Source organism: Micromonospora maris AB-18-032 (assembly GCF_000204155.1).
GTDB classification, from domain to species: Bacteria; Actinomycetota; Actinomycetes; order Mycobacteriales; family Micromonosporaceae; genus Micromonospora; species Micromonospora gifhornensis.
Map to the genome: position 1 here is coordinate 280,216 of NC_015434.1, position 22,847 is coordinate 303,062.

The window sequence follows — 22,847 nt, forward strand, 5'->3', positions numbered from 1 at the left end:
GGCACAGCGGTGAGTAAGACGGTGGTCCACGTGCTTCGGCATGGCGAGGTGCACAACCCGGACGGCATTCTCTACGGCCGACTGCCCGGGTTCCGCCTCAGCGAACTGGGTGTCCAGATGGCCAAGGCCGCCGCGCAGGGGCTCGCCGACCGCGAGGTCGTGCACGTGGTGGCCAGCCCGCTGGAACGCGCCCAGCAGACCGCCGAACCGATCGCCGCGCAGTTCGGGCTGCCCGTCGGGGTGGACGAGCGGCTGATCGAGAGCGCCAACTGGTTCGAGGGCAAGCGGGTCTCGCCCGGCGACGGATCGTTCCGCGACCCGCGTAACTGGTGGGTGCTGCGCGACCCGGTCACCCCGTCGTGGGGCGAGGCGTACCGGGCGATCGCCGAGCGGATGTTCGCCGCGCTGCACGCCGCCCGGGTCGCCGCGGAGGGCCGCGAGGCCGTGCTGGTCTCCCATCAGCTGCCGATCTGGACGCTGCGCCGCTATGTCGAACGCAAGCGGCTCTGGCACGACCCGCGCCGCCGCCAGTGCGGGCTGGCCTCGCTGACCACCTTCCACTTCGACGGCGCGAAGGTCGTCGGCATCGGCTACTCGGAACCCGCCGCGCACCTGGTCGCGATGTCGCCGGGTGCCCGGACGGCAAAGGGCGCCTGAGATGGCTGCCCCCAGGCTGGTCGTCGGGCTGCTCTCCGTCGCCTTGGCGGCGGTGCTGACCGGCTGCACCGGCGGCGGGCGTGAGTCGACCTGTGACAGCGCGAACGGCATCGTCGAGTGCGGTCCGGAGCAACGCTCGGACGCCCCCAAGATCACCGGTGAGCTGCTCACCGGTGGCTCCTACGACGTGGCCGACCAGCGTGGTCAGGTGGTCGTGGTCAACTTCTGGGGTTCCTGGTGCGCGCCCTGTCGGGCGGAGGCCGACGACCTGGAAGGCACCTACCAGGCGACCAAGGACTCCGGGGTCACCTTCCTCGGCATCAACGTGCAGGACAGCCGGGACAAGGCGATCGCCTTCGAGGAGGGCCGGGTCAGCTACCCGAGCATCTTCGACCCGGGCAGCCGGCTGGCCCTGGACATGGACATCCCGCCGAACACCATCCCGGCCACCGTCGTGCTCGACCGGGAGGGTCGGATCGCGGTGGTGATCCGGGCGGCCGTACGGCAGGAGGGCCTGCAACCCATCGTCGAGCGGATCGCCGCGGAGTCCCCCGCGCCGTCCGGCCAACGCTGATGGGCGAGACCTTCGGGCAACTCGCCGTCTCCGGCCCGTTGCTGCTCGCGGTGGGCGCGGCGGCGCTGGCCGGGCTGGTCAGCTTCCTGTCGCCTTGCGTGCTCCCGTTGATGCCCGGCTACCTGTCGTACGTCACCGGGCTGGCCGGCGCCGACCTGGAAGGCAGAGGTGCAAGGAAGGGCACCTTGTTAACGCCTGCGGTAGAGGAAGGGACCCCTGTTAACACCGCCACCTCCGCCGCAGCAGCCGAGCGCGGCGGTGGCGTCGGCACGGTGGTACGCGCAGAACGGGTCCGGGCCGGGGTGAAGGGTCGGGTGCTCGCCGGGACGCTGCTGTTCGTCGTCGGTTTCACCGTCGTCTTCGTCTGCACCGCGATCCTGTTCAGCACGATCGGCCGGGTCTTCTTCGACTACAAGCGGCCACTGGAGATCGTCATCGGCGGTCTCGTGGTGCTGCTCGGGCTGGGCTACCTCGGGGTGCTGCCCGGCCTCCAGCGGGAACTGCGGATCAACCGGCTGCCCAGCGCCGGTCTGCTCGGCGCACCCGTACTCGGTGCGGTGTTCGCGTTGACCTGGGTGCCGTGCACCGGGCCGACCCTGGCCGCGGTGCTCGGCATGGCCGCCACCAGCGGGCAGACCGACCGGGCGGTGGTGCTGGCGGTGGCGTACTGCCTGGGGTTGGGGATTCCGTTCGTCGTCTTCGGGCTGGGTTTCAATCGGCTGCTCGGGGTGTTCCAGGCGATCCGGCGCAACAGCCGCTGGGTCACCCGGGTCGGTGGCGTACTCCTGATCATGATCGGGTTGGCGCTGGTCACCGGCGGCTGGACAAACGTCGTGATCTGGTTGCAGACCACCATCGGAGTGGGCGATTTCCAGGTGAGCATCTGATGACCGCTGTGGACGACCGGCCGGGCGCACCGGCGGAGGCGCCCCGCCGCCGTACCAACCCGCTGCTCGCCCTGGCGCGCAACTCGTGGCGGCAACTGACCAGCATGCGTACCGCGCTGGTGTTGCTCTTCCTGCTCGCGGTCGCCGCGATCCCCGGTTCGGTGCTGCCGCAGCGCGGCGTCAACCCGGAGGACGTACGCGACTTCTTCACCGAGCACCCCGACCTGGCCCCGTGGCTGGATCGGATCGGCGCGTTCGAGGCGTTCAGCTCGGTCTGGTTCTCCGCGATCTACCTGTTGCTGTTCACCTCGCTGATCGGGTGCATCACGCCTCGGCTGGTCGACCACGTCCGGGCGCTGCGGGCCCGGCCGCCGGCCGTACCGAAGCGGCTCGGTCGGCTGCCGCAACACACGGTGGTGCCCGCGCCCGACGGTGGCGTGGCGGCGGTTGCCGAGGCGCTGCGGCGTCGCCGATGGCGGGTGGTGGTCCGCGGCGACGAGGTCTCCGCCGAGAAGGGCTACCTCAAGGAGACCGGCAACCTGATCTTCCACACCTCGATGGTGCTGGTGCTGCTCGGTGTCGCCCTCGGCTCCTGGTACGGCTGGCAGGGCAACCGGCTGCTCGTCGCCGGTGCCGACCACGTCTTCTGCAACACCCGCCAGCAGTACGCCGAGGTGAAGCTCGGCCCGCGGGTCGGCGACGACCTGCCCCGGTTCTGCCTGCAACTGGACGAGTTCGACGCGCGTTTCCTGCCGACCGGTCAGCCGTCGTTCTACAACGCGAAGGTGACCGTGGACGAGGACGGCGACCCGCCCCGCACGGCGGAGTTCTCGGTCAACTCGCCGCTGCGCCTCGACGGCGCGAACGTCTACCTGCTCGGGCACGGGTACGCCCCGGTGATCCGCTACACCGACCGGTTCGGGCGCAGCCAGACCAGCGCGGTGCCGTTCCTCAGCAACGGTGATCTCGGGCTGACCAGCGAAGGGCTGGCCGCGTTCCCGGACGCCAACGTCGATCCGGCGACCGGCGAGCGCAAGCCGGACCTGCAGATGGCCTTCGACGGGTTGTACCTGCCGACCGCTCCCCAGGAGCCCCCGTTCACCCGCTCCGAGCACCCGACCGAGGAGAATCCGCTGCTCGGCCTGGTGGCCTATCGGGGCAACCTGGGTCTGGACGGCGGTATCCCCGGCTCGGTGTACCAGCTCGACCAGCGTCAGGTGCGCAACGGCCGGCTCACCGAGATCGGCGCGAAGGAACTGCGGCTCGGGGAGAGCTGGACCCTTGACGACGGCACGACCGTCGAGTTCCTGGGTTCCGAGCCGTACATCGTGCTGTCCGTGCGGTACGACCCCGGTACGACACTGCTGCTGATCAGCTCGGTCGGCCTGGTGCTGGGGCTGATGGGGTCGCTGTTCGTCAGGCGTCGACGGGTCTTCGTACGGCTCCTTTCGGCTGATGCGGCCGACCCCGCCGACGGATCTCCGACGCGCGGTAGTAGTTTGATCGAGGTGGGCGGCCTGCCGCGTACCGAGCATCCCGGGTTCGCCGACGAGTTCGCCCAACTGGTGGCGGCGATGCGCGGCGAACGGCCGGCCGACGAGGTCGACGGCGTACCGGACGCGCGAGAAGGGGCCAAGTGATGTCCGCACTCTCCGACCAGCTGGTGTCGATCACCACGATGGTGTATTTGCTGGCGATGATCGGTCACGCGGTCGAGTACGCCCTGGGCAACTCCCGTACCGTGGCCGTGACCGCGCCCGCCCGCGAGCTGGTCGGTGCGGCGGTCGGTGCCGGTGGCGGCGTGGTGACCGAGCGGGGTACGCCGGTCGCCGATCCCGCCGGTCCGGCCCAGCGCACGGCGCGGCGCGCCGAACTGGCCGGTCGGATCGGGGTCGGGCTGACCGCGCTGGGCGCGGCGTTGCACCTGGCCGGGCTGGTCACCCGCGGTATCGCCGCCGAGCGGATGCCCTGGGGCAACATGTACGAGTTCGTGCTCACGGTCTCGTTCATCGGCGTCGTCGCCTGGCTGGTGGTGCTGGTGAAGGTGCCGTCGCTGCGCCGGCTCGGGCTGTTCCTGACCCTGGTCATGGTGCTGCTGGTGGCCACCGCCGAGCTGGTGCTCTACACGCCGATCGTGCCGCTGGTGCCGGCGCTCAACTCGTACTGGTTCATCGTGCACGTGTCGACAATCGTGTTCGCCTCAGGGCTGTTCCTGCTCGGCGCGGTGCCGGCGGTGGCGTACCTGATGCGGGCGGGCTACGAGCGTGGCAAGCGCAGCTTCCCGTACACCCTGGCCAAGCGGCTGCCGGCGGCGGCCAGCATGGAGCGGCTCACCTTCGTCCTGCACGCCTTCGCGTTTCCGATCTTCACCTTCGCGGTGATCGCCGGGGCCGTCTGGGCCGAGGCGGCGTGGGGCCGGCCCTGGGGTTGGGACCCGAAGGAGACCTGGTCCTTCATCTCCTGGGTGATCTACGCCGGCTACCTGCACGCGCGGGCGACGCCGAGCGTGAAGCGCAACCTGGTCGCCTGGCTGGCCATCCTGGGCTTCGCGACGATGCTGATGAACCTCTTCGGCGTGAACATCTTCTTCACCGGCCTGCACTCGTACGCCGACGTCTGATCCGCGTCGACGGCTCAGCTGTCGCCGGTTCGATGCGCGCCGGGCAGGGCGAGAGCGGCGTCGATCGCGTCGAGCACGTCCGGTTTGTCGGCTCCGGCGCTGCGCAGCAGGTCGACGGTCACCATCCGGATGTGGCCGACGATCGTGCTGACCGGCAACGGCTGCTCGTGCCGGACCAGCGGCGTCATCGCCCGGACCGCGTCGAGCGCCACCGCACCCGCCCGGTCGACGTGCCGGTCGGCCGTGTCGCCGTCGCCGGCGACGACGGCGGTGAGCACCGCGGCGGCGCAGCCGGCCAGTCGGCTCAGCCCGGCCAGCGCGGTGGCGAACTGCGGAGGCGGCGGTTGCGGTAGCCGGGCCAGCACCACGGTCGAGCGGGCCAGCGTACGGGTGTTGCGGACGGCGTAGTCGACGTGGTCGGCGGCGGACCGGGCGGCATCGACGCGGGACCGGCTGCCCCGCTCCCAGACCGCGAGGCGCAGGTTCTCGTCGACGACCGACACCGCCCGGCGCAGCGCGGCGGTACGCGAGTCGAGTTCCTGGCCCGGCGGCACCACGGCGACCAGGAAGAGCGCGGACGTGGTCAGCTGGTTGCGCACGACGCCGGGAGCACCTGTGGCGACCGTTATCCCGGCCGCGGCGAGGATGACCACGAAGACGGCGGCGGTGGAGCGGGCACCGAAGACCCCGACCACGGCCTCACCGAGGACCACCCCGACCGCGATACCGGCCAGGACCCGCAGGGCCCGGCGCAGCCGTACGCCCCGCGCCTGCGACAGGACGATCAGCGCGGCGGCCGGGGCGTAGAACGCCGAGGGGTCACCGCTGCCGTGTGGGCCGCCGAGCAGCCGACTGGCGACGAACCAGGAGGCGGTGGTGGCCAGCGTCACCTCGACCACGAGCAGCCAACTGTCACGCAGCCGGCCTCCGGCGGTACGGAACCAGTTCGTCACCCGGGACACGCCGTTCAACGAGGTGACCGGGGGTTCCGTCGCTGTCGCCCGGTTCTGGCGCAGGCTGTGGTGGAACGCACACCATGCCGCCCACACCACCTGACCCGGGCGGCCGGATCGGCAGCACGGTGGGGGAGACTTGCTGACATGGCTGCTCGCGGGTTTCCCTACACCGATCTGAAGGATTTCCTGGCCGCGCTGGAGCGCGCCGGCGAACTGCGCCGGGTCGGCGTGCCGGTCGACCCGACACTGGAGATCAGTGAGGTGGTGACCCGTACGGTGCGGGCCGACGGGCCGGCGTTGCTGTTCGAGCGGCCGACCCGGGGCGAGATGCCGGTGGCGATCAACCTGTTCGGCACCGAGAAGCGGACCGCGATGGCGCTCGGCGTCGAGTCGCTGGACGAGATCGGCAACCGGATCGGCGAGCTGCTCAAGCCGGAACTGCCTGTGGGTTTCTCCGGCATGATGGGCGGCCTGGGCAAGGTGATGCAGCTCAAGTCGATGCCGCCCAAGAAGGTCAAGACCGCTCCCTGCCAGCAGGTGATCTACCGGGGCGACGACGTCGACCTGAACCGGCTGCCGGGACTTCAGGTGTGGCCGGGCGACGGCGGGATCTTCCACAACTTCGGGCTGACCCACACCAAGCACCCGGAGACCGGCAAGCGCAACCTCGGGTTGTACCGGCTCCAGCAGCACAGCCACAACACCCTCGGCATGCACTGGCAGATCCACAAGAACTCCACCGCGCACCACGCCGTCGCCGAGCGGCTCGGCCAGCGGCTGCCGGTCGCCATCGCGATCGGCTGCGACCCGGTGGTCAGCTACGCGTCGAGCGCACCGCTGCCCGCCGACATCGACGAGTACCTGTTCGCCGGGTTCCTGCGCGGTGAGCGGGTGGAGATGGTCGACTGCCTGACCGTGCCGTTGCAGGTGCCGGCGCACGCCCAGGTGGTGCTGGAGGGCTACCTGGAGCCGGGCGAGCGGCTGCCGGAAGGCCCCTTCGGCGACCACACCGGCTTCTACACCCCGGTGGAGCCGTTCCCGGTGCTGCACGTCGAGGCGATGACCATGCAGCGCGACCCGGTGTACCACACGATCGTCACCTCGAAGCCGCCGCAGGAGGACCACGGCCTGGGCAAGGCCACCGAGCGGATCTTCGCGCCGCTGCTGCGTTTCCTCATCCCGGACATCGTCGACTACGACCTGCCGGCCGCCGGGGTCTTCCACAACTGCGCGATCGTGTCGATCCGCAAGCGCTACCCGAAGCACGCGCAGAAGGTGATGAACGCGATCTGGGGCGCGCACATGATGTCGCTGACCAAGCTGATCGTGATCGTGGACGAGGACTGCGACGTGCACGACTACAACGAGGTCGCGTTCCGCGCCTTCGGCAACGTCGACTACGCCCGCGACCTGCTGCTCACGGAGGGCCCGGTGGACCACCTGGACCACTCCTCGTACCAGCAGTTCTGGGGTGGTAAGGCCGGCATCGACGCCACCCGCAAGCTCCCCAGCGAGGGCTACACCCGAGGCTGGCCCGAGGAAATGACCATGACCCCCGAAGTCATCTCCCTGGTAGACAAGCGCTGGAAGGAATACGGCATCTAATGCCCACCCCCACCACCCCCTCCCCCCGCGACCCCTCCTCTCCCCGCGATCTTGCGGTTTCGGTCGCCGATTCGTCCGCTTCATCCAGCTCTGCCCCGACGGAAAGTGCAAGATCGCGGGGGCGGGTGAAGGCGTTCTTGCGGCTCGTGGCGATTGAGCACTCGGTGTTCGCGTTGCCGTTTGCTTACTTGTCGGCGTTGACGGCTATGGCGGTTGACGGGGGGCGGGTGCGGTGGGGGGATCTGGCGCTGATCACTGTGGCGATGGTGGGGGCGCGGACCTTCGCCATGGCGGCGAACCGGATCTTGGATCGGCGGATCGATGCGCGGAATCCGCGTACCGTCAATCGGGAACTGGTGACGGGGGCGGTGAGCCTGCGGACGGCCTGGACCGGGGCGGGCGTGGCGCTTGCCTTCTTCTTGGCCGCCGCCGCCCTGCTCAACCCGCTCTGCCTGGTGCTGGCGCCACTGGCGGTGGTGCCGCTGATCGTCTACCCGTACGGCAAGCGGTTCACCAACTGGCCGCACGCGATCCTCGGCATCGCCCAGATGGTCGGCCCGATCGGGGCCTGGCTCGCGGTGACCGGCACGTTCGCCGGCTCCGGCCCGGCCTGGGTGCTCGGTGCCGCTGTCGGCCTGTGGATCGGTGGCTTCGACCTGATCTACGCCTGCCAGGACGCCGAGGTGGACCGGAAGATCGGGGTGCACAGCGTGCCCGCCCGGTACGGGCTGCGGTTCGCGCTGCACGCCTCCACCGTCGCGCACGTGGTGACGTTCGCGCTGCTGCTCTGGTTCGGTGCGCTGGTCGGTCTCGGCTGGCTCTGGTGGATCGGGCTGGCGCTGACCGCGCTCGCCTTCGGGTACCAGCACCTGGTGGTCAAGCCGGACGACCTGAGCAAGGTCAACCGGGCGTTCTTCACCGCCAACGGGTTCGTCAGCATCGCCCTGTTCGTCTTCGCCCTGCTCGACCTGGTGACCCGCCTGGACCTGCGCCCCTGACGCAACCGGCGGCGGGGGACGTTAAGAAGGGGCCCCTTTACTACCGGAGGCGTTAATAAGGTGCCCTTCCTTACCCACGTAGCGGGTGCTTTCGAGGGTCCAGTCGATGGTGCCGCGGACGGCGCGGGAGACCCCGTCGAGATGGGTGGTGACGGCCGCGTCCAGCGCCGGTCCGAACGACGGCACCGCCGCGCGTCGGTCGACGAACCGTCGCATCGACTCGTGCCAGCGTCGCGTCACCACCTCGACCGCGTCATCCACCCGCACCTGACGCTCGGTGGCCGTCGCCAGGACGAGGTTGTGCCCGCCGGAGGTGGCTGCGTCGGAGGCCAGCGAGGCGAGGTCGTTGTACCAGGAGAGCAGGTCGTTGCCGAGGTCGCGCAACTCGCGTAGCAGCGGATGATGGTAGACGGCATCGGGCAGCGGTCGGCCGGTCACGAATTCGGCGAGCGGATAGGAGACGTCCGCCGCCGAGGTGGCCCGGCGCAGCGCGACGTACTCGGTGACGCCGGGCGCGTGACCGCGGGACTTGTTCGTCGCCTCCTGCCAGGCGCCGTCGAGGTGCCGGGCCACCGCGTCGGCGAAGCGCAACCGCCAACGGGTCGGCATCCGACGGTGCGGTTCCCGCCAGGCGTTGACCAGCAGCCGGCGCAGAGGGCCGCGCAGCCCGGGATGTCGCGGCCGGGAACGGCCTTGCAGCAGCAGTACGGCGCCGTCCCGCAACCCGCGGATCTCGGCCAGTTCGAGCCGGCCCGGCCCGTCGCAGGCGTCGTCGACCAGGAAGAACCAGGTGAACAGCGCGGACAGGACGCGCAGGTCGGCCTCGGTGGCGTCCGGATAGAGCCGCCCGGCGTAGTGGGCGAAGCGGGCGCCGGCCAGCCGTTGCCGCGCCGGCTCGTCGAGCGGCAGCCCGGTCTGCGGCAGCCAGCCCATCAGCCAGCGCTGCACTTCATCGGCGTACGGGGACTGTCGGGACGGAACCGGACAGGCATCGCGTAACGCCGGCAGGATGTCCGTGACGATCCGTACGGGGCGGTTCTCGTCAGCGTGTCGCGTCGGCAGGGTGTGATCAGCCATCCCGGATCCTCTCCCACGAGCCACGCCTGCCCGAGCCCACGCGTTCGGCCTCGGGCAGCATGCCAGGTGGTGGCCGGCCGTCGGTGCCCGGTCGGACATCGGGGTCGATACCAGCCCGTTCCCCGGGGTGGCTGCCCGGCGGCCGGCAGCGACCAGGCAGGCTGGAGGCATGCGTGAACCATGGGTGGTCGGGGTGTCCGGGGCGTCGGGGACGCCGTACGCGGCTGCGGTGGTACGCGGACTACTCGACGCCGGGCAGCCGGTGGACCTGATCGTCTCCCGAGCCGCCCGGTTGACAATCCTCGACGAGACTGGACGTCCGTTCCGCGACGCACACTGGGCCGAGGATCTGTCCGCCTGGCTCGGCCGTGATCTGGATGGCGCGGATGTGCGGCACTGGCCCGCCGGCGACCTGGCGGCCGGACCCAGCAGCGGCTCGTACCCGGTGCGCGGCATGGCCGTGGTGCCCGCGAGCACGGCGGCCTGCGCCGGCATCGCGATCGGGCTGTCGAAAGACCTGTTGCAGCGGGCCGCCGAGGTCAACCTCAAGGAACGCCGGCAGGTGGTCGTCGTGCCGCGCGAGACGCCGGTGACCCGCAGCCACCTGGAACACCTGATCGCGTTGCACGATGCCGGCGCGGTGGTGCTGCCGGCAAGTCCCGGCTTCTACGGTGCGGGCGCCGCCGCTTCCGCGGCGCAGCTTGTGGATTTCGTGGCGGGCAAGGTGCTCGACGCTCTCGGCGTGCCACACACCCTGTTCCACCGCTGGACCGGAACGTTGAACGCGGACCGGACCTGACGAGCCGGCCCGCGTTCGATCCGCACCACTTCAGTACATGCCGGCGTTGGCCGGGCCTGGCCCGGTCGTGGCGGCTGGGCCCACATTGCGCGCTCTGCCCATCTCGTCCGCCTCTTCCAGCATGCCCTCCCCTTCAAGCAGGGCCCGCACCTCGGATTCCCGAAACCGGCGGTGCCCTCCTGGAGTCCGGATGCTGCCGATCCGGCCCGCTGCCGCCCAGCGCGTCACGGTTTTCGGGTCAACCCGAAACAGCGCGGCGACCTCACCCGGTGTCAGCAGGCGATCTCCAGTGTCCACAGCCCCCTCCTCGCGTCGACGAAGCCCCCGGCTGAACACACTGCCCCCGGCCGGTGCGAGCCCAGAGCCGTCATGAGGGACGTATGGCAATTACAGCACCAGCGACCAGGCGTGTCCGCCAAACGCGAAAAATGCACTGAGTGGGAAGTTAGTAATGGTACCGGCGTCCCGCCCTTCGGACCCTCGGTATGGGAACTGTCGCGCTCGGTAATGTGCAACGGGTGCCGGCGTCCTGCTGTCACGCGGTGCCGACTAGGGTCTACAGTCCGTGGACGCCATCGACCTCGCCCTCGTGGACCTGCTCCGCGGCAACGCCCGCCTCTCGTACGCCGAACTCGCCCGCCAGGTCGGCCTCTCCGCTCCCGCAGTGCACGAACGCGTCGGCAAGCTGGAAGCCGGCGGGGTGATCCGGGCCTACCGGGCCGAAGTCGAGCCGGAGACCATCGGCCTGGCCGTGACCGCCCTGATCAGCGTGGTCGAGGATTCCGGCGCGGACACCGACGACGTGCTGGAGGCGATCCGCGCCATGCCGGAGATCGAGTCCTGCTACTTCATGGCCGGCGTCGAGTCGTTCCTGCTCAAGGCCCGGGTGAGCACCATCGCCGAACTGGAGCAGTTGATCGTACGGCTGAACCGTACGCCCGGGGTGGCCTCGACCCGTACCAGCATCGCCCTGTCGACCAAGTGGGAGAACCGTCCGCAGCCGGTCGGCCCGTCCTCCTCCTGAATTCCCAGCTCCCAGGCTCGCTTGCTAGGTTCCGACGGTGACTCAACTCGACCGGTGTGACGAGGCGAGCCGGCGGTGGGTGACCGAGGCGATCGCCGCCGTCGAGGCCGACGCGAACCGGTCCGCCGACACCCACCTGCTGCCGTTCCCGCTGCCCCGGCGCTGGGGCATCGACCTCTACCTCAAGGACGAGTCGGTCCACCCGACCGGATCGCTGAAGCATCGGCTGGCGCGCTCGCTGTTCCTCTACGGGCTCTGCAACGGCTGGATCGGGCCGGACACCACAATCGTGGAGGCGTCGTCCGGCTCCACTGCCGTCTCCGAGGCGTACTTCGCCCGGATGCTGGACCTGCCCTTCATCGCGGTGATGCCCGCCTCCACCTCGCCGGAGAAGATCGCGCAGATCGAGTTCCAGGGCGGTCGGTGCCACCTGGTCGACGATCCGGCGAAGGTGGTCATCGAGGCGCGCTGGCTCGCCGAGGATTCCGGTGGGCACTACATGGACCAGTTCACCTACGCCGAGCGCGCCACCGACTGGCGGGGCAACAACAACATCGCCGAGTCGATCTACGCGCAGCTGTCGCTGGAGCGCCATCCCGTACCGGCCTGGATCGTGGTCGGTGCCGGCACCGGCGGCACCAGCGCGACAATCGGAAGGTACGCCCGCTACCGGCGACTGCCCACCAAACTCTGCGTGGTCGACCCGGAGAACTCGGCGTTTTATCCCGCCTGGCAGGCAGCCGACTGGTCGGTTCGCACCGGGCAGGGCTCCCGGATCGAAGGTATCGGCCGGCCCACCGTGGAGCCGTCGTTCCTGCCCTCGGTGGTGGACCGGATGATGCGGGTACCCGACGCGGCCTCGCTGGCCGCGATGCGCTCCGCTTCGGCGGTGCTGGGCCGACAGGTGGGTGGCTCGACCGGCACCAACCTGTGGGGCGCCTTCGGACTGATCGCCGAGCTGCTGGCCGCCGGCCGGACCGGCTCGGTGGTCACCCTGATCTGCGACGCGGGCGACAGGTACGCCGACACGTACTACTCCGACGAGTGGGTGAGCGCGCAGGGTCTCGACCTGGCCCCCCACCTGGCCACGATCGACCGTTTCCTGACCGACGGCAGCTGGCCGTCCTAGCTTCGGCTCGGGCTTGCGTCTGCTCGGCCCGGCGCGGGTCGAGCTTTCGCTCCGGCTGCGCAACGGTCGAGTGGCGGCGGGTTGTCAGCGGGTCGTGGAGAGCTGCGCCAGGCCTGGATAGTGCCGGACGAAGCCGTCGGCGTCCATCTCGATGTCGGCGCTGAAGCCGCCACTGGCGTACCGGAAGCGGGTCGGGCCCAGCCCGGTGTAGACCTGCTCGGCCGGCAGCACCGTCAGGCTCGGCACCAGCACCCACACCACAGTGAGCGGATAGCTCGTGTCGGCGGCCTGGTCGGCCAGCCGGAGCCGGCGTACCGGCAGCGTGTTGAACAGCGGCGAGCCGCCCAGATCCACGTCGAGGGCGTCGGCCAACCGGTCCGGATCCTCGACGCCGGGCAGCCCGGCCGGCGCATGCCCGGCGGCGGCGAGGGCCGCGTCCAGGTCACCCTGCTCGGCGGCGGTCACCCGCCATCGATCAACGGCCCGTTCCAGGCGTACGCTGCGCCGCCAGCCCGCTCCCTCGACCTCGACCTCGACCCGGACGCTCGCCCACTGAGGGTCGGTCAGCAGCTGGTAGCGGCAGGTGTAGGGAATCGGGTCGGCGGCCACCTGCGTGCCGTGTGCCGCCAGGCCGTGACTGTCATCAGCGAGGGCATGTTCGGCACCGGCGGTGTCGATCCGGGTCCACAGCAGCGACTTCGACATGGTCGGCATGAATCGGACGTTACGCCACCGGCCCCAGGCACGGCACCGCCTTTGCACCGAACACCAGTCCCCCCGCGCCACCCCTGCCTGATCCGGGCGGTGGGGGCTGCTTGATCGTGCTCGATCTGGGATCGAGTGGCCTCGGGTTGACCGTGAGACCACTCGATCCCAGTTCGAGCGTGATCTTGCTGCCTAGATGCTGCGTCGGTCAGTAGGTACGCGCACGGGAGCGCCCACTCGGCCCGCGCCAGTCCTCCCGCGGCCGGTCCTGCGGGCCCCGGCCATCCGAGCGCGGCCGGTCGCCGTACCGACGCTCGCCACGGACCGGCTCACCGAACCGGCGCTCGCCCCGCGCGTGACCGCCGTAGCTGTGCTCACTGCGGCTCGAATCGCCATAGCTGCGCTCGCCCCGGCTGTCCGCACCGTAGCGACCCGCACCTCGGGACTCGTCGCCATAGCGACCCGTGCCCCGCGAGTCGTCCCCGTAGCGACCCGTACCTCGGGAGTCGTCACGGTAGCGGCGGTCGTCACGGGGCTGATCGCCGTAACGGCGGTCGCTGACCGGGCGGTCACGGTAGCGGCGCTCGGTGGTCGGGCCGTCGAAGCGGCGGGGACCGCCGGGCCGACTGCTCCGGCGGGGAGCCTCCGGCTCGTCGCGTACGGGCACCCCGCTCGGCTCCCGTGCCCCGGTCAACTCGGTCAGCGCAGGGTCGCCGGCGCGTACCCGCGTCTCCGCCGGCTGCACCCCGGCCTTCTCCAGCATTGCCAGCGTGGTGCGTCGCTGCTTGGGCAGGACCAGCGTGGCCACCGCGCCGGTCTCCCCGGCGCGGGCGGTACGGCCCGCGCGGTGCAGGTAGTCCTTCGGGTCCTTCGGCGGGTCGACGTGCAGCACCAGGGTGACCCCGTCGACGTGGATGCCCCGGGCCGCCACGTCGGTGGCGACCAGGACGTTGGTCCGCCCCTCGCGGAACTCGGCCAGGGTGCGGGTACGCATCCGCTGGGTCTTGCCGCCGTGCAGCCCACCGGCCCGCACACCGACCGCCGCGAGTTGGCTGACCAGCCGGTCCACCCCGAGTTGGGTACGGGCGAACACGATGGTCCGGCCGGCGCGCGCCGCGATCGACGCGGTGACCGGGAACTTGTCGCTCGGCGGAATCAGCAGCAGGTGATGATCCATGGTGGACACCGCTGCGGTCGCCGGGGCGGTGGAGTGGGTGACCGGGTCGGTCATGAAGCGCTGCACCAGCGCGTCTACATCGGCGTCCAGTGTGGCCGAGAAGAGCAGCCGCTGCGCGTGCGCCGGAGTCTTCGCCAGCAAGTCGGTGACCTCGGGCAGGAAGCCCATGTCGGCCATCTGGTCCGCCTCGTCGAGGACGGTGATCTCCACGTCGTCGAGCTTGCAGATGCCGCGTTCGATCAGGTCGGCGAGCCGGCCGGGCGTGGCCACCATGACCTCGACGCCGCGCCGCAGGGCATCGATCTGGCGGTCGTAGGGCACCCCACCCACGGCGGTCTTGAGGAACACGCCGATCGTGCGACCCAGCGGGGCCAGGGCGTCGTTGACCTGCATGGCCAACTCTCGGGTGGGCACCAGGATGAGGGCTCGCGGGCGGGACGGCCGGGCCCGGTCACCGTCGGCGATCCGGGCGAGCAGCGGCAGCCCGAAGGCGAGGGTCTTGCCGGAACCGGTCTGCCCCCGGCCGAGCACGTCCCGTCCGGCGAGGGCGTCGGGCACGGTGGCGCGCTGGATCTCGAACGGGGTGGTGATGCCCTGCCGGGCGAGTGCCCGAGCGAGCGGCTCGGGCAGGCCCAGCGCCTCGAAGGTGATCGAGTCGTCGGAGACGGCAGCGTCGGCCGACGGCGAGGTCGGGTCGATGTCGATGTCTGGGGCGGACAGCGGGGTGCTGGAGACAGCGGAGGTGGTCAACAAAAGCCTTTCGAGCGGGGCGCACATTTGCGATGTCCCGCCGCGGCACGACGCCGCCGGATCTTCAGCAAGAACGCCCAGAGGCGCGCACGGTAGCGCGCCGGGTCAGTGATCAGCCCCAAGTGTACGGCGAACGGCGAGCCGCCACCCGCGTCGGCGGGGGGTAGTGGGCGGTTTCACCCGTCGATTCACCGATCGCCGTTACTCCAGCAGACCGCTGAGCGCATTGTTCGCGACCAGTACGACCAGCACACTGATCGCCACGAGCAGTACCAGGGCGACGGCCATCACGATCACCACCCGAGTGGTGCTGCTGGAGCGTTCGGTGCCGTGGTCCGCCCAGCCCTGAGCCAGAATTTGCCCGGTCAACGAGCCCGAATTGTCGGGCTCCCCGGCCGGGAAGGCCACGGTCGCGGAGCCCGAGCCACCGGCGTAGTAGGAGCTCAGGTCGGCGTCGCCGGCCCGCGGCGCAGCGGGCGGTCCGCCCGCTACCGAGGGCCCCCCGGCGGATCCGCCCGCAGCCGGGGGGCTCGCGACGGAGCCGCCGGCACTCGCGGCTGCTCGCCAGGAACTCGGCGCCCCGTGCGGTCCGGCTGCGGACGGGGGCGTTGACGGGCGTGGACCAGTTCCGGCTGCCGGCTCCACGGCGGGGGCAGCGGCCGGCAGCAGACCCGGGCGGGTCGACTGCCGGGGTGCTGCTCCCGGTGAACTCGGGGCAGGCTCGTCCCGGCGTCCGGTGGGAGTGACCGGTGGTGGCCAGACCGGCAGCGCAGGGGCCGGTACGACCGGTGCCGCGCCAGCGGATTCCTGGCCGGTGGTGCCGCCGCCCCGGTTCGACGCCCCCGGAGCCGTTCCGGTGATCCGCCCGGCTGGTAGCGAAGCCGATCCCGACGACACGCTCGCGCTGGATGCAGGTGGAGGCGGGAACGGTGGCGCGGGCATCGGGCCCGGCGGAGGCGGTGGTGCCGGCATCGGCGGAGCCGGCGGTGGCGTCGGTGGCCCCGGCAGTGGCGGCGAGGGCCGGGGTGTGGGAGGCGGCGCAGGCACCGGTCCCGGCGGATACGGCACAGGCGGACCCGGTGCCGGCGGCGCGGGCGGACCAGGTATCGGTGGTGCCGGGGACGGCGGCGCGGGTGGCCCCGGTACCGGTGGAACCGGTGCTGGTGGACGTGGCGCGGGTTCCGGCTCGGGCGTCGGCGGGGTTGGCGGTTGGGCTGGTTCCGGCGGTTGGGCGGGCTCTGGTGGCTCGGGGCTGACCGGCATTGACCGGTACACCCCGGAGGCCCTGCCGCCGGCACCGGCGGCCTGCGCCTCGTCGACGCTCACCCGGCTCATTCCCGGCACTCGGACGCTGGCCCGCACCGGTCCACCCACCCCGCCGGGGCCAGCAGGTGACGTGAGCCCGGCTGCGCCGGGAGGCGATGCGGGGCTGATCGCGGCGGCCGGTAGCGCGGGTCCGGTGGGGCCGGCCGGCGAGGTGGGCGCGGTTCCCGCGGCTGGGGCGGTCAGGGCGGGTTCCCGGTCGGCCGGTCGCGGGACACCCGCCCGTCCCACCGCAGGCTGATTGGCCGAGGCCGGCGGCCCGGCTGCGGTGCTGGGCGTGACGCCCGGGGCCGGCTCGCTGGCGGAGGCGGCGGGAGCCGATGCGCCAACGGCATCGGATGCCGGTGTGGCGGAGGCGGGGGGAGTCGATCCAGAGTCGGCTGTCGCCGGAACCTCGTGCTCGCTCATCCGTGCCTCCGCGCCACGCTCGCACCCGGATCCTCAACGCGACCGGGAGTGCCTGAGTGACACCGTGCCACATTCCGGCGGGATGGCACAGCCGGAGTGCCCACAGTCTTCCGAGTGGGGCCGTACGGCGCCGGCCAGCTGTCGATCGGTGGGTCGGGACTCAGCCGCGTCAGCGCCCGCCCACCGCCGACGGGGTGGCCGAGACGCTCTCCTGCGGAGCGAGGCTGGTCGCCGCCGTGGTCGGGCTGGTGTCGTCGCCGCCGTCGCTGTCGCCGTTGTCGCCGGGCGTGCCCGTCGACGTCGGCGTCGGTGTGGTGGTGCCCGGTGGCGTGGCGGAGGGCGGCGGGGTGTCCGACGGGGTGGGTGTGGGGTTCGGCGTCGGCGATGGCGTCGTCGGTGTGGGCCGTGGCGTGGTCGGCGTCGGCTTCGGCGTGGTGGGCGTCGGCTTGGGCGTGGTCGGAGTGGGCTTCGGCGTGGGCTTGGGCGTCGGCGTGGGGGTGACCGACGGAGCCGGCACCGCACCGACCACCCGCGTCGCGGCGTAGAGCCGGGACCAGCGGACCGTCGAGATCTTCACCACGTCACCGCTGGTCGGCGCATGGATCATCTTGCCGTTGCCGACGTACATCCCCATGTGGTGGATGGTCCGCCAGCTGCTGCCGCTGGCGAAGAAGAGCAGGTCGCCGGGGAGCAGCGCGGCCCGCGACACGGTGCGCGACCTGGTCGCGTAGTACTGGTCGCGGGCGACCCGGGGCAGCTTGTAGTAGCCCGCCGACCGGTACGCCGACCAGACCAGACCCGAGCAGTCGAACGAGTTGGGCCCGGTGGCCCCCCAGACGTACGGGTCGCCCAGTTGCCGGCGCGCGTACGCGAGGGCGGCCAGCGCGGTGGGGTGCGCGATCAGCCCGTCCGCCGACTGGGTGGGGTAGTCGGCGCCCAGTTGCTGCTCGGCGCGTTCCTGCTGGCGGGCCAGCTCGACCAGCTGGGTGGCGTTCTGCTCGCGCAGCTTGACCAGCTTGGCCTCTTCGTCGCGCAGCGCCTTCTCAGTCGCGGTGTGCTGCTCCTGGACGCCGCGCAGCCGGGACTCGGCCGCCGTGTACGCCTGCGTGGCCACCTGTGCGTCGGTCTGCGCGCGGGCCAGCTCACCGGCGGCCGGTGCGGTGTCGTGCTCGGCCCGTTCGCCGCGGTTGACCCGCCGGAGCAGGTCCAGTTCGAGCAGGTCGGCAGCGAAGCCGGCGGTGGGCAGGGCGGCGTCGACCTTGATCGCCTGGGCGGCGGCCTGGTCGGCCAACTGCTGTGCCTGCTGCAGCGCGGCCTGGGCGAACTCCAGGTCACGCGCGGCGGTCGCCTGCTGGGTCTCGGCCTCGGTGAGCTGCTGCTTGAGGTCGAGCAGTTGGGTGCCCAGCTCACCGATCCGCGCCTCGGCGGCGTTGATCTGCTGCTCAAGGGCGCTGGCGCCGGGCGACGAGGTCGTGGGAATCACACCGGGGGTGACGGTCGCCGGGGTGCCGCCGGGCAGTTGCAGCGGGCCGGTGACCACCGGGCGGGAACCGGTATCGGGCACCGTGACGGGCACGCCGGGCTCGGCGTACGCCGGTGCGGCGAGGACGGTGGTGGCAACGGCGCTGAGCAGCGCAGACCAGAGCATCGGCCGGAGCACCGGTGAGATCACCGGAGGTCGTCGCCGCTGCCGTCGTCCATGCCCGCTGTCGACCATTGCGCTCCTCGTCCGGTGGTGCTGCAACCGCGTCGTGGTGAGGACGCGGCGGATCGGGGACGGTACCAGGGTGTGTCGTCCCCCACCCTGTCTTACCTCACCGGTACGACGGTGTCGATGTCTGAGCGGGTCACAGAAGCCTGAGAGTCCGATCAGCGGCGTGCTGTCCGGCAGAGGGCGCTGTGAGCTGCCCGGGTGCCCGACGTAGGCTCTGAATTGCGGCCGGGGTCCGGTCGTGACCGCACTGGGAGGGGACGGGGCTTTCGATGGACGCCGGACTCAAGCGTGAGCTCGAAGCGAAGGTGTACGCGGGAGAGCGACTGACCCGGGAGGACGGCATCGCCCTCTACGCCAGTGACGATCTGACCTGGCTGGGGCGACTGGCCCACCACAAGCGCACCGAGCTCAACGGTGACCGGGTCATGTTCAACGTCAACCGGCACCTCAACCTGACAAACGTGTGCAGCGCGAGCTGCGCGTACTGCTCGTTCCAGCGCAAGCCGGGCGAGAAGGACGCGTACACGATGCGCATCGACGAGGCGGTCCGCAAGGCCAAGGAGATGGAGGACGAGCAGCTCACCGAGCTGCACATCGTCAACGGCCTGCACCCGACCCTGCCCTGGCGCTACTACCCCAAGGTGCTGCGTGAGCTGAAGGCCGCGCTGCCGAAGGTCAACCTCAAGGCGTTCACCGCGACCGAGGTGCAGTGGTTCGAGAAGATCAGCGGGCTGAGCGCCGACGAGATCCTGGACGAGCTGATGGACGCCGGCCTGGAGTCGCTGACCGGCGGTGGCGCGGAGATCTTCGACTGGGAGATCCGGCAGCACATCGTCGACCACGCCTGCCACTGGGAGGACTGGTCGCGGATCCACCGGCTGGCCCACAGCAAGGGCATGAAGACGCCGTCCACGATGCTCTACGGCCACATCGAGGAGCCCCGGCACCGGGTCGACCACGTGCTGCGGCTGCGCGAGTTGCAGGACGAGACCGGCGGTTTCCAGGTCTTCATCCCGCTGCGCTACCAGCACGACTTCGTGGACTCGGCGGACGGCAAGATCCGTAACCGGATCCAGGCCCGCACCACGATGGCCTCGCCGGCCGAGTCGCTGAAGACCTTCGCGGTCTCCCGGCTGCTGTTCGACAACGTCCCGCACGTCAAGTGCTTCTGGGTGATGCACGGGCTCTCGGTGGCCCAGTTGTCGCTCAACTTCGGCGTGGACGACCTGGACGGCTCCGTCGTGGAATACAAGATCACCCACGACGCCGACTCGTACGGCACGCCGAACACCATGCACCGCGACGACCTGCTGCACATGATCTGGGACGCCGGTTTCCGCCCGGTCGAGCGCAACACCCGCTACGAGGTGGTCCGCGAGTACGATGCCGCGCCGACCCTGGCGCAGCGTCGGGCCGAGCCGCAGCAGGTCTGGGCCTGACCTCTCGACGCGTCGGCCAGTGCCCTCGCGCTGGCCAGCGCGAGGGCGTCGACCCGGCTCGCGTACCCTCGTCAGCGAGATGAGCGAGCAGCAGAGCACCTTTCCCCGGCGGGACGCCGAGGGGCGCATCCAACACCTGGGTGACCTGATCGGCGTGGCGCTGGCCGGTGCGGTCATCGGGATGCTGGTGCTGGTGCTCTTCGACGGGGCCTTCGCCTGGTTCGGTGCCGGTGATTTCGGCCAGGCCAACGGCTGGCTGGCGGTGATCCTGCCCGCCTGGCTCTTCTGGGAGGACTTCCGGTCCTGGGAGTTCGGTGCCCCCCGGGTGGTGGCCGCGTTGGTGGCCGTCGCCGTGGCGGTGGTGTCCGGGCTGCTGGTGGCCGGGCTCGCGACCGGGCTGCCGCCGCTGGCGTCCGGCGGGTTGGCCGCGGTGACCTTCACCGTGGTCTACGCGCTGGTCTGGTTCCCCGGCGTGCGCTGGTTGGTCAACCGGACGAGCTGATCCGGGTCGGGTGGACCGCCCGGAGTGGGCTGGTCGGAACGCACATGGCGACGTGAACGAGCGGAGTGGATGAACGTGAGTGCGGCGGTCAAGTACACACTCGGCCGGGTCGGGTTGTTCGCGGTCGTGGTGGCGGCCCTCTGGCCTGTCGACATCGACATCTTCCTGAAGCTGATCGTGGCGCTGCTGTTCTCCGCCGCACTGTCGTTCTTCCTGCTCAAGGGCTGGCGTGACGAGATGGCCGAGGAGATGGCCGCCGCCGCCGAACGACGCCGTACCGAAAAGGAGCAACTGCGCTCCGCCCTGGCCGGCGACGACCAGGCCGCCACCGGTGACGCCGGCACCTCGACCGACCAGGCCACCGGCGACGCCGGTTCCTCGACCGAGCAGCCGGGCAGCTCCGATTCCGGGCGCGGTCCGGCGGCCTGAGCAGGCGCTCGGCTTCGTCGAGCATCCGTCGGCGGAACCATGTTGCCGACGTGAGGATCAGGTTGGGATGGGCGAAACAGCGATCGATGTTGATATGACCATGTGACCGGTGGTGGGCTGGCCGCTACCGAGCGGGAAAACCCCGCGCCTCCAGGAGGTTGTCCATGGCCTTCCGATCCATCCCTGTCCGCCGGACGCTGGCGATGATCGTCGCCGCCGGTCTCGGCCTGCTCGCACTCTCCGCACCACCGGTCTCCGCCCGACCCGCACCGGACCGGGATGAACAGCCGGCTGCCGCGCCCTACCGGGTGCTCGGCCCGCGTACGCTGGCCGACCGCACCGCGGTCGCCCGCACCGGTGCCGCGATCGACTACTCCGAGCACGGGGTGCTGCACATCTCGGCCACCCGTGCCGAGGCTGCCGCGATCACCCGGCTCGGTTTCACGTTGGAGCCGATCGCCGCGCCGCCGACCGACCGTGGGCACGACCACGGGGACGTCGGTGCCCTGGCCTTCCCGCCGGCCGACGCGAACTACCACGACTACGCCGAGATGGTCGCCGTGGTCAACAAGGTCGTCGCGGACCATCCGGCTATCGCCCGCAAGATCAGCATCGGTACCTCGTACGAGGGTCGGGACCTGGTCGCGATCAAGATCTCCGACAACGTCGCCACGGACGAGAACGAGCCGGAGATCCTGTTCAACTCGCAGCAGCACGCCCGTGAGCACCTGACGGTCGAGATGGCCATCTACCTGATGAACCTCTTCACCGACAGCTACGGCACCGACTCCCGGATCACCAACCTGGTCAACAACCGGGAGATCTGGATCGTGCCGTCGGTCAACCCGGACGGCAGCGAGTACGACATCGCCACCGGCTCCTACCGGTCCTGGCGCAAGAACCGCCAACCCAACAGCGGATCGTCGTACGTCGGCACGGACCTCAACCGCAACTGGAGCTACAACTGGGGCTGCTGCGGCGGTTCCTCCAGCTCGACCTCGTCGGACACCTACCGGGGTCCCTCGGCCTTCTCCGCGCCGGAGACCCAGGCGCTGCGCAACTTCGTCAACAGCCGGGTCGTCGGTGGCGTGCAGCAGATCAAGGCCAACATCGACTTCCACACCTACTCCGAGCTGGTGCTCTGGCCGTACGGCTACACGTACAACGACACCGCCACCGGGATGAACGCCGACCAGTACAACACCTTCGCCACCATCGGTCGGCAGATGGCCGCGACAAACAACTTCACCCCGCAGCAGTCCAGTGACCTGTACATCACCGACGGCAGCAGCATCGACTGGATGTGGGCGGTGCACGGCATCTGGGCGTACACCTTCGAGCTGTACCCGCGCTCGGCCTCCGGCGGCGGTTTCTACCCGCCCGACGAGGTGATCCCGCAGCAGACCTCGCGCAACCGGGAGGCGGTGCTCATCCTCGCCGAGTACGCCGACTGCCCGTACCGGGCGATCAACAAGCAGGCCCAGTACTGCGGCGGTGGCAGCGGCGGTACGACTGTCTGGTCGGACACCTTCGAGACCAACACCGGCTGGACGATCAACCCCAACGGCACCGACACCGCGACGTCGGGCCAGTGGGAGCGGGGTGCCGCCCAGGCCACCAACTCCAGCGGGGCCAAGCAGCTCACCCCGTACGCCGGCAGCAACGACCTGGTCACCGGTCGGCTCGCCGGCTCCGCCGCCGGTGACTACGACGTCGACGGCGGCGTGACAAGCGCCCGCTCCCCGGCGATCACCCTGCCGTCGAGCGGCACGTTGACGCTCTCCCTGGCCTGGTACCTGGCCCACGGCTCGAACTCGTCGTCGGCCGACTACTTCCGGGTCAGCGTGGTGCACAACGGCGGCACCACGACCCTGCTCAGCCAGGCCGGCGCGGCAAGCAACCGCAACGGCGCCTGGACCACCTCGAACCTCAACCTCACCCCGTACGCGGGGCAGTCGATCCGAATCCTGGTGGAGGCTGCGGACGCCTCGACGGCCAGCCTGGTCGAGGCGGCTGTGGACAACGTCACCATCACCGCCTCCTGAACCGACGGGGCCCCGCCACACCCCCCTCG

At 70.8% G+C, this 22,847-nt stretch carries 21 protein-coding genes and 1 pseudogene; 15 read left to right on the forward strand and 7 right to left on the reverse strand.

From position 1 onward, the window contains the following. The first annotated feature begins 9 nt into the window (after positions 1-9). From VAB18032_RS01390 to ccsB, 5 genes are read left to right on the forward strand one after another with little or no spacing between them, the layout of a single operon-like run. Complete coding sequence (locus VAB18032_RS01390; RefSeq protein WP_013730975.1) at positions 10-657, forward strand: histidine phosphatase family protein; 648 nt, start codon at positions 10-12, stop codon at positions 655-657. 1 nt (position 658) lies between these two features. Continuing rightward, a complete protein-coding gene (locus VAB18032_RS01395) occupies positions 659-1,231 on the forward strand; it encodes a TlpA family protein disulfide reductase (protein ID WP_013730976.1) in 573 nt (190 codons plus the stop codon). Beyond that, positions 1,231-2,118 (forward strand): cytochrome c biogenesis CcdA family protein, encoded by an 888-nt coding sequence (locus VAB18032_RS01400; RefSeq protein WP_013730977.1) that lies wholly within the window; start codon positions 1,231-1,233, stop codon positions 2,116-2,118. Before VAB18032_RS01395 ends, VAB18032_RS01400 begins: the two co-directional genes overlap by 1 nt. Next, on the forward strand, positions 2,118-3,758 hold the full coding sequence (locus tag VAB18032_RS01405) for a cytochrome c biogenesis protein ResB (protein ID WP_013730978.1): 1,641 nt from the start codon (positions 2,118-2,120) through the stop codon (positions 3,756-3,758). Before VAB18032_RS01400 ends, VAB18032_RS01405 begins: the two co-directional genes overlap by 1 nt. Further along, on the forward strand, positions 3,758-4,738 hold the full coding sequence (gene ccsB, locus VAB18032_RS01410) for a c-type cytochrome biogenesis protein CcsB (RefSeq protein WP_013730979.1): 981 nt from the start codon (positions 3,758-3,760) through the stop codon (positions 4,736-4,738). The genes VAB18032_RS01405 and ccsB overlap by 1 nt, the downstream gene beginning before the upstream one ends. Positions 4,739-4,752: 14 nt before the next feature. Here ccsB and VAB18032_RS01415 read toward each other — a convergent pair whose 3' ends face one another. Then, a complete protein-coding gene (locus VAB18032_RS01415; protein WP_158309486.1) occupies positions 4,753-5,691 on the reverse strand; it encodes an FUSC family protein in 939 nt (312 codons plus the stop codon). A 147-nt stretch (positions 5,692-5,838) separates the two neighbouring features. Here VAB18032_RS01415 and VAB18032_RS01420 point away from each other — a divergent pair, with 147 nt between their 5' ends. Further along, positions 5,839-7,299, forward strand: coding sequence for a menaquinone biosynthesis decarboxylase (locus VAB18032_RS01420; protein ID WP_013730981.1), 1,461 nt, complete (start codon positions 5,839-5,841; stop codon positions 7,297-7,299). Beyond that, entirely contained in the window at positions 7,299-8,297 is a 999-nt protein-coding gene (gene mqnP / locus VAB18032_RS01425; protein WP_050814519.1) for a menaquinone biosynthesis prenyltransferase MqnP, read from the forward strand. The genes VAB18032_RS01420 and mqnP overlap by 1 nt, the downstream gene beginning before the upstream one ends. Positions 8,298-8,318: 21 nt before the next feature. On the opposite strand, the gene VAB18032_RS01430 is transcribed toward mqnP, so the two are convergent. Next, positions 8,319-9,374 carry a terpene synthase family protein gene (locus VAB18032_RS01430; RefSeq protein ID WP_013730983.1) on the reverse strand — a complete coding sequence of 352 codons (1,056 nt, stop codon included), beginning with the start codon at positions 9,372-9,374 and terminating at the stop codon, positions 8,319-8,321. A 169-nt stretch (positions 9,375-9,543) separates the two neighbouring features. Here VAB18032_RS01430 and VAB18032_RS01435 point away from each other — a divergent pair, with 169 nt between their 5' ends. Beyond that, positions 9,544-10,173 (forward strand): UbiX family flavin prenyltransferase, encoded by a 630-nt coding sequence (locus VAB18032_RS01435; RefSeq protein ID WP_013730984.1) that lies wholly within the window; start codon positions 9,544-9,546, stop codon positions 10,171-10,173. A gap of 30 nt (positions 10,174-10,203) precedes the next feature. Here the strand turns inward: VAB18032_RS01435 and VAB18032_RS30345 are convergent, their stop codons facing one another. After that, positions 10,204-10,470, reverse strand: coding sequence for a BldC family transcriptional regulator (locus VAB18032_RS30345; protein WP_013730985.1), 267 nt, complete (start codon positions 10,468-10,470; stop codon positions 10,204-10,206). A 268-nt stretch (positions 10,471-10,738) separates the two neighbouring features. On the opposite strand from VAB18032_RS30345, the gene VAB18032_RS01445 reads away from it, so the two are divergent. Next, positions 10,739-11,197, forward strand: a complete 459-nt coding sequence (locus tag VAB18032_RS01445) for an Lrp/AsnC family transcriptional regulator (protein ID WP_013730986.1) — start codon at positions 10,739-10,741, stop codon at positions 11,195-11,197. Between the two features lie 37 nt (positions 11,198-11,234). Further along, entirely contained in the window at positions 11,235-12,326 is a 1,092-nt protein-coding gene (gene cds1, locus VAB18032_RS01450) for an L-cysteine desulfhydrase Cds1 (protein WP_013730987.1), read from the forward strand. Positions 12,327-12,410: 84 nt separating this feature from the next. On the opposite strand, the gene VAB18032_RS01455 is transcribed toward cds1, so the two are convergent. The 3 genes and pseudogenes from VAB18032_RS01455 to VAB18032_RS32010 form a co-directional block, all read right to left on the reverse strand. Beyond that, positions 12,411-13,040 (reverse strand): putative glycolipid-binding domain-containing protein, encoded by a 630-nt coding sequence (locus VAB18032_RS01455; protein WP_013730988.1) that lies wholly within the window; start codon positions 13,038-13,040, stop codon positions 12,411-12,413. A gap of 478 nt (positions 13,041-13,518) precedes the next feature. Next, a pseudogene (locus VAB18032_RS01460) lies at positions 13,519-14,958 on the reverse strand (DEAD/DEAH box helicase); the annotation flags it as partial. A 201-nt stretch (positions 14,959-15,159) separates the two neighbouring features. Then, a complete protein-coding gene (locus VAB18032_RS32010; RefSeq protein WP_157626863.1) occupies positions 15,160-15,327 on the reverse strand; it encodes a hypothetical protein in 168 nt (55 codons plus the stop codon). Between the two features lie 539 nt (positions 15,328-15,866). Between VAB18032_RS32010 and VAB18032_RS32015 the strand changes: the two genes are divergently transcribed. After that, on the forward strand, positions 15,867-16,214 hold the full coding sequence (locus VAB18032_RS32015; protein WP_013730991.1) for a hypothetical protein: 348 nt from the start codon (positions 15,867-15,869) through the stop codon (positions 16,212-16,214). 644 nt (positions 16,215-16,858) lie between these two features. Here VAB18032_RS32015 and VAB18032_RS01475 read toward each other — a convergent pair. After that, on the reverse strand, positions 16,859-18,406 hold the full coding sequence (locus VAB18032_RS01475) for a C40 family peptidase (protein ID WP_013730992.1): 1,548 nt from the start codon (positions 18,404-18,406) through the stop codon (positions 16,859-16,861). 266 nt (positions 18,407-18,672) lie between these two features. Here VAB18032_RS01475 and mqnE point away from each other — a divergent pair, with 266 nt between their 5' ends. The 4 genes from mqnE (at position 18,673) to VAB18032_RS01495 (ending at position 22,818) form a co-directional block, all read left to right on the forward strand. Continuing rightward, on the forward strand, positions 18,673-19,842 hold the full coding sequence (mqnE, locus tag VAB18032_RS01480; protein WP_013730993.1) for an aminofutalosine synthase MqnE: 1,170 nt from the start codon (positions 18,673-18,675) through the stop codon (positions 19,840-19,842). A gap of 79 nt (positions 19,843-19,921) precedes the next feature. Beyond that, positions 19,922-20,344, forward strand: a complete 423-nt coding sequence (locus VAB18032_RS01485; RefSeq protein ID WP_013730994.1) for a hypothetical protein — start codon at positions 19,922-19,924, stop codon at positions 20,342-20,344. A 75-nt stretch (positions 20,345-20,419) separates the two neighbouring features. Further along, positions 20,420-20,773: a DUF4229 domain-containing protein gene (locus VAB18032_RS01490; RefSeq protein ID WP_043722643.1), complete on the forward strand. Its 354-nt coding sequence runs from the start codon at positions 20,420-20,422 to the stop codon at positions 20,771-20,773. Positions 20,774-20,937: 164 nt separating this feature from the next. Next, the gene (locus VAB18032_RS01495; protein WP_013730996.1) at positions 20,938-22,818 is read left to right on the forward strand and encodes a M14 family metallopeptidase; all 1,881 of its coding nucleotides are present in this window, start codon (positions 20,938-20,940) and stop codon (positions 22,816-22,818) included. The last annotated feature ends 29 nt before the right edge of the window (positions 22,819-22,847 follow it).

What these genes read in the sequence shown, in the direction of transcription:
- VAB18032_RS01395 (WP_013730976.1), top strand. Translation starts at nt 659, where the DNA reads ATGGCTGCCCCCAGGCTGGTCGTCGGGCTGCTCTCCGTCGCCTTGGCG.
- VAB18032_RS01400 (WP_013730977.1), top strand. Translation starts at nt 1,231, where the DNA reads ATGGGCGAGACCTTCGGGCAACTCGCCGTCTCCGGCCCGTTGCTGCTC.
- VAB18032_RS01405 (WP_013730978.1), top strand. Translation starts at nt 2,118, where the DNA reads ATGACCGCTGTGGACGACCGGCCGGGCGCACCGGCGGAGGCGCCCCGC.
- ccsB (WP_013730979.1), top strand. Translation starts at nt 3,758, where the DNA reads ATGTCCGCACTCTCCGACCAGCTGGTGTCGATCACCACGATGGTGTAT.
- VAB18032_RS01420 (WP_013730981.1), top strand. Translation starts at nt 5,839, where the DNA reads ATGGCTGCTCGCGGGTTTCCCTACACCGATCTGAAGGATTTCCTGGCC.
- mqnP (WP_050814519.1), top strand. Translation starts at nt 7,299, where the DNA reads ATGCCCACCCCCACCACCCCCTCCCCCCGCGACCCCTCCTCTCCCCGC.
- VAB18032_RS01430 (WP_013730983.1), bottom strand. Translation starts at nt 9,374, where the DNA reads ATGGCTGATCACACCCTGCCGACGCGACACGCTGACGAGAACCGCCCC.
- VAB18032_RS01435 (WP_013730984.1), top strand. Translation starts at nt 9,544, where the DNA reads ATGCGTGAACCATGGGTGGTCGGGGTGTCCGGGGCGTCGGGGACGCCG.
- VAB18032_RS01455 (WP_013730988.1), bottom strand. Translation starts at nt 13,040, where the DNA reads ATGCCGACCATGTCGAAGTCGCTGCTGTGGACCCGGATCGACACCGCC.
- VAB18032_RS32015 (WP_013730991.1), top strand. Translation starts at nt 15,867, where the DNA reads ATGCAGGTGGAGGCGGGAACGGTGGCGCGGGCATCGGGCCCGGCGGAG.
- VAB18032_RS01475 (WP_013730992.1), bottom strand. Translation starts at nt 18,406, where the DNA reads ATGGTCGACAGCGGGCATGGACGACGGCAGCGGCGACGACCTCCGGTG.
- mqnE (WP_013730993.1), top strand. Translation starts at nt 18,673, where the DNA reads ATGGACGCCGGACTCAAGCGTGAGCTCGAAGCGAAGGTGTACGCGGGA.
- VAB18032_RS01485 (WP_013730994.1), top strand. Translation starts at nt 19,922, where the DNA reads ATGAGCGAGCAGCAGAGCACCTTTCCCCGGCGGGACGCCGAGGGGCGC.
- VAB18032_RS01495 (WP_013730996.1), top strand. Translation starts at nt 20,938, where the DNA reads ATGGCCTTCCGATCCATCCCTGTCCGCCGGACGCTGGCGATGATCGTC.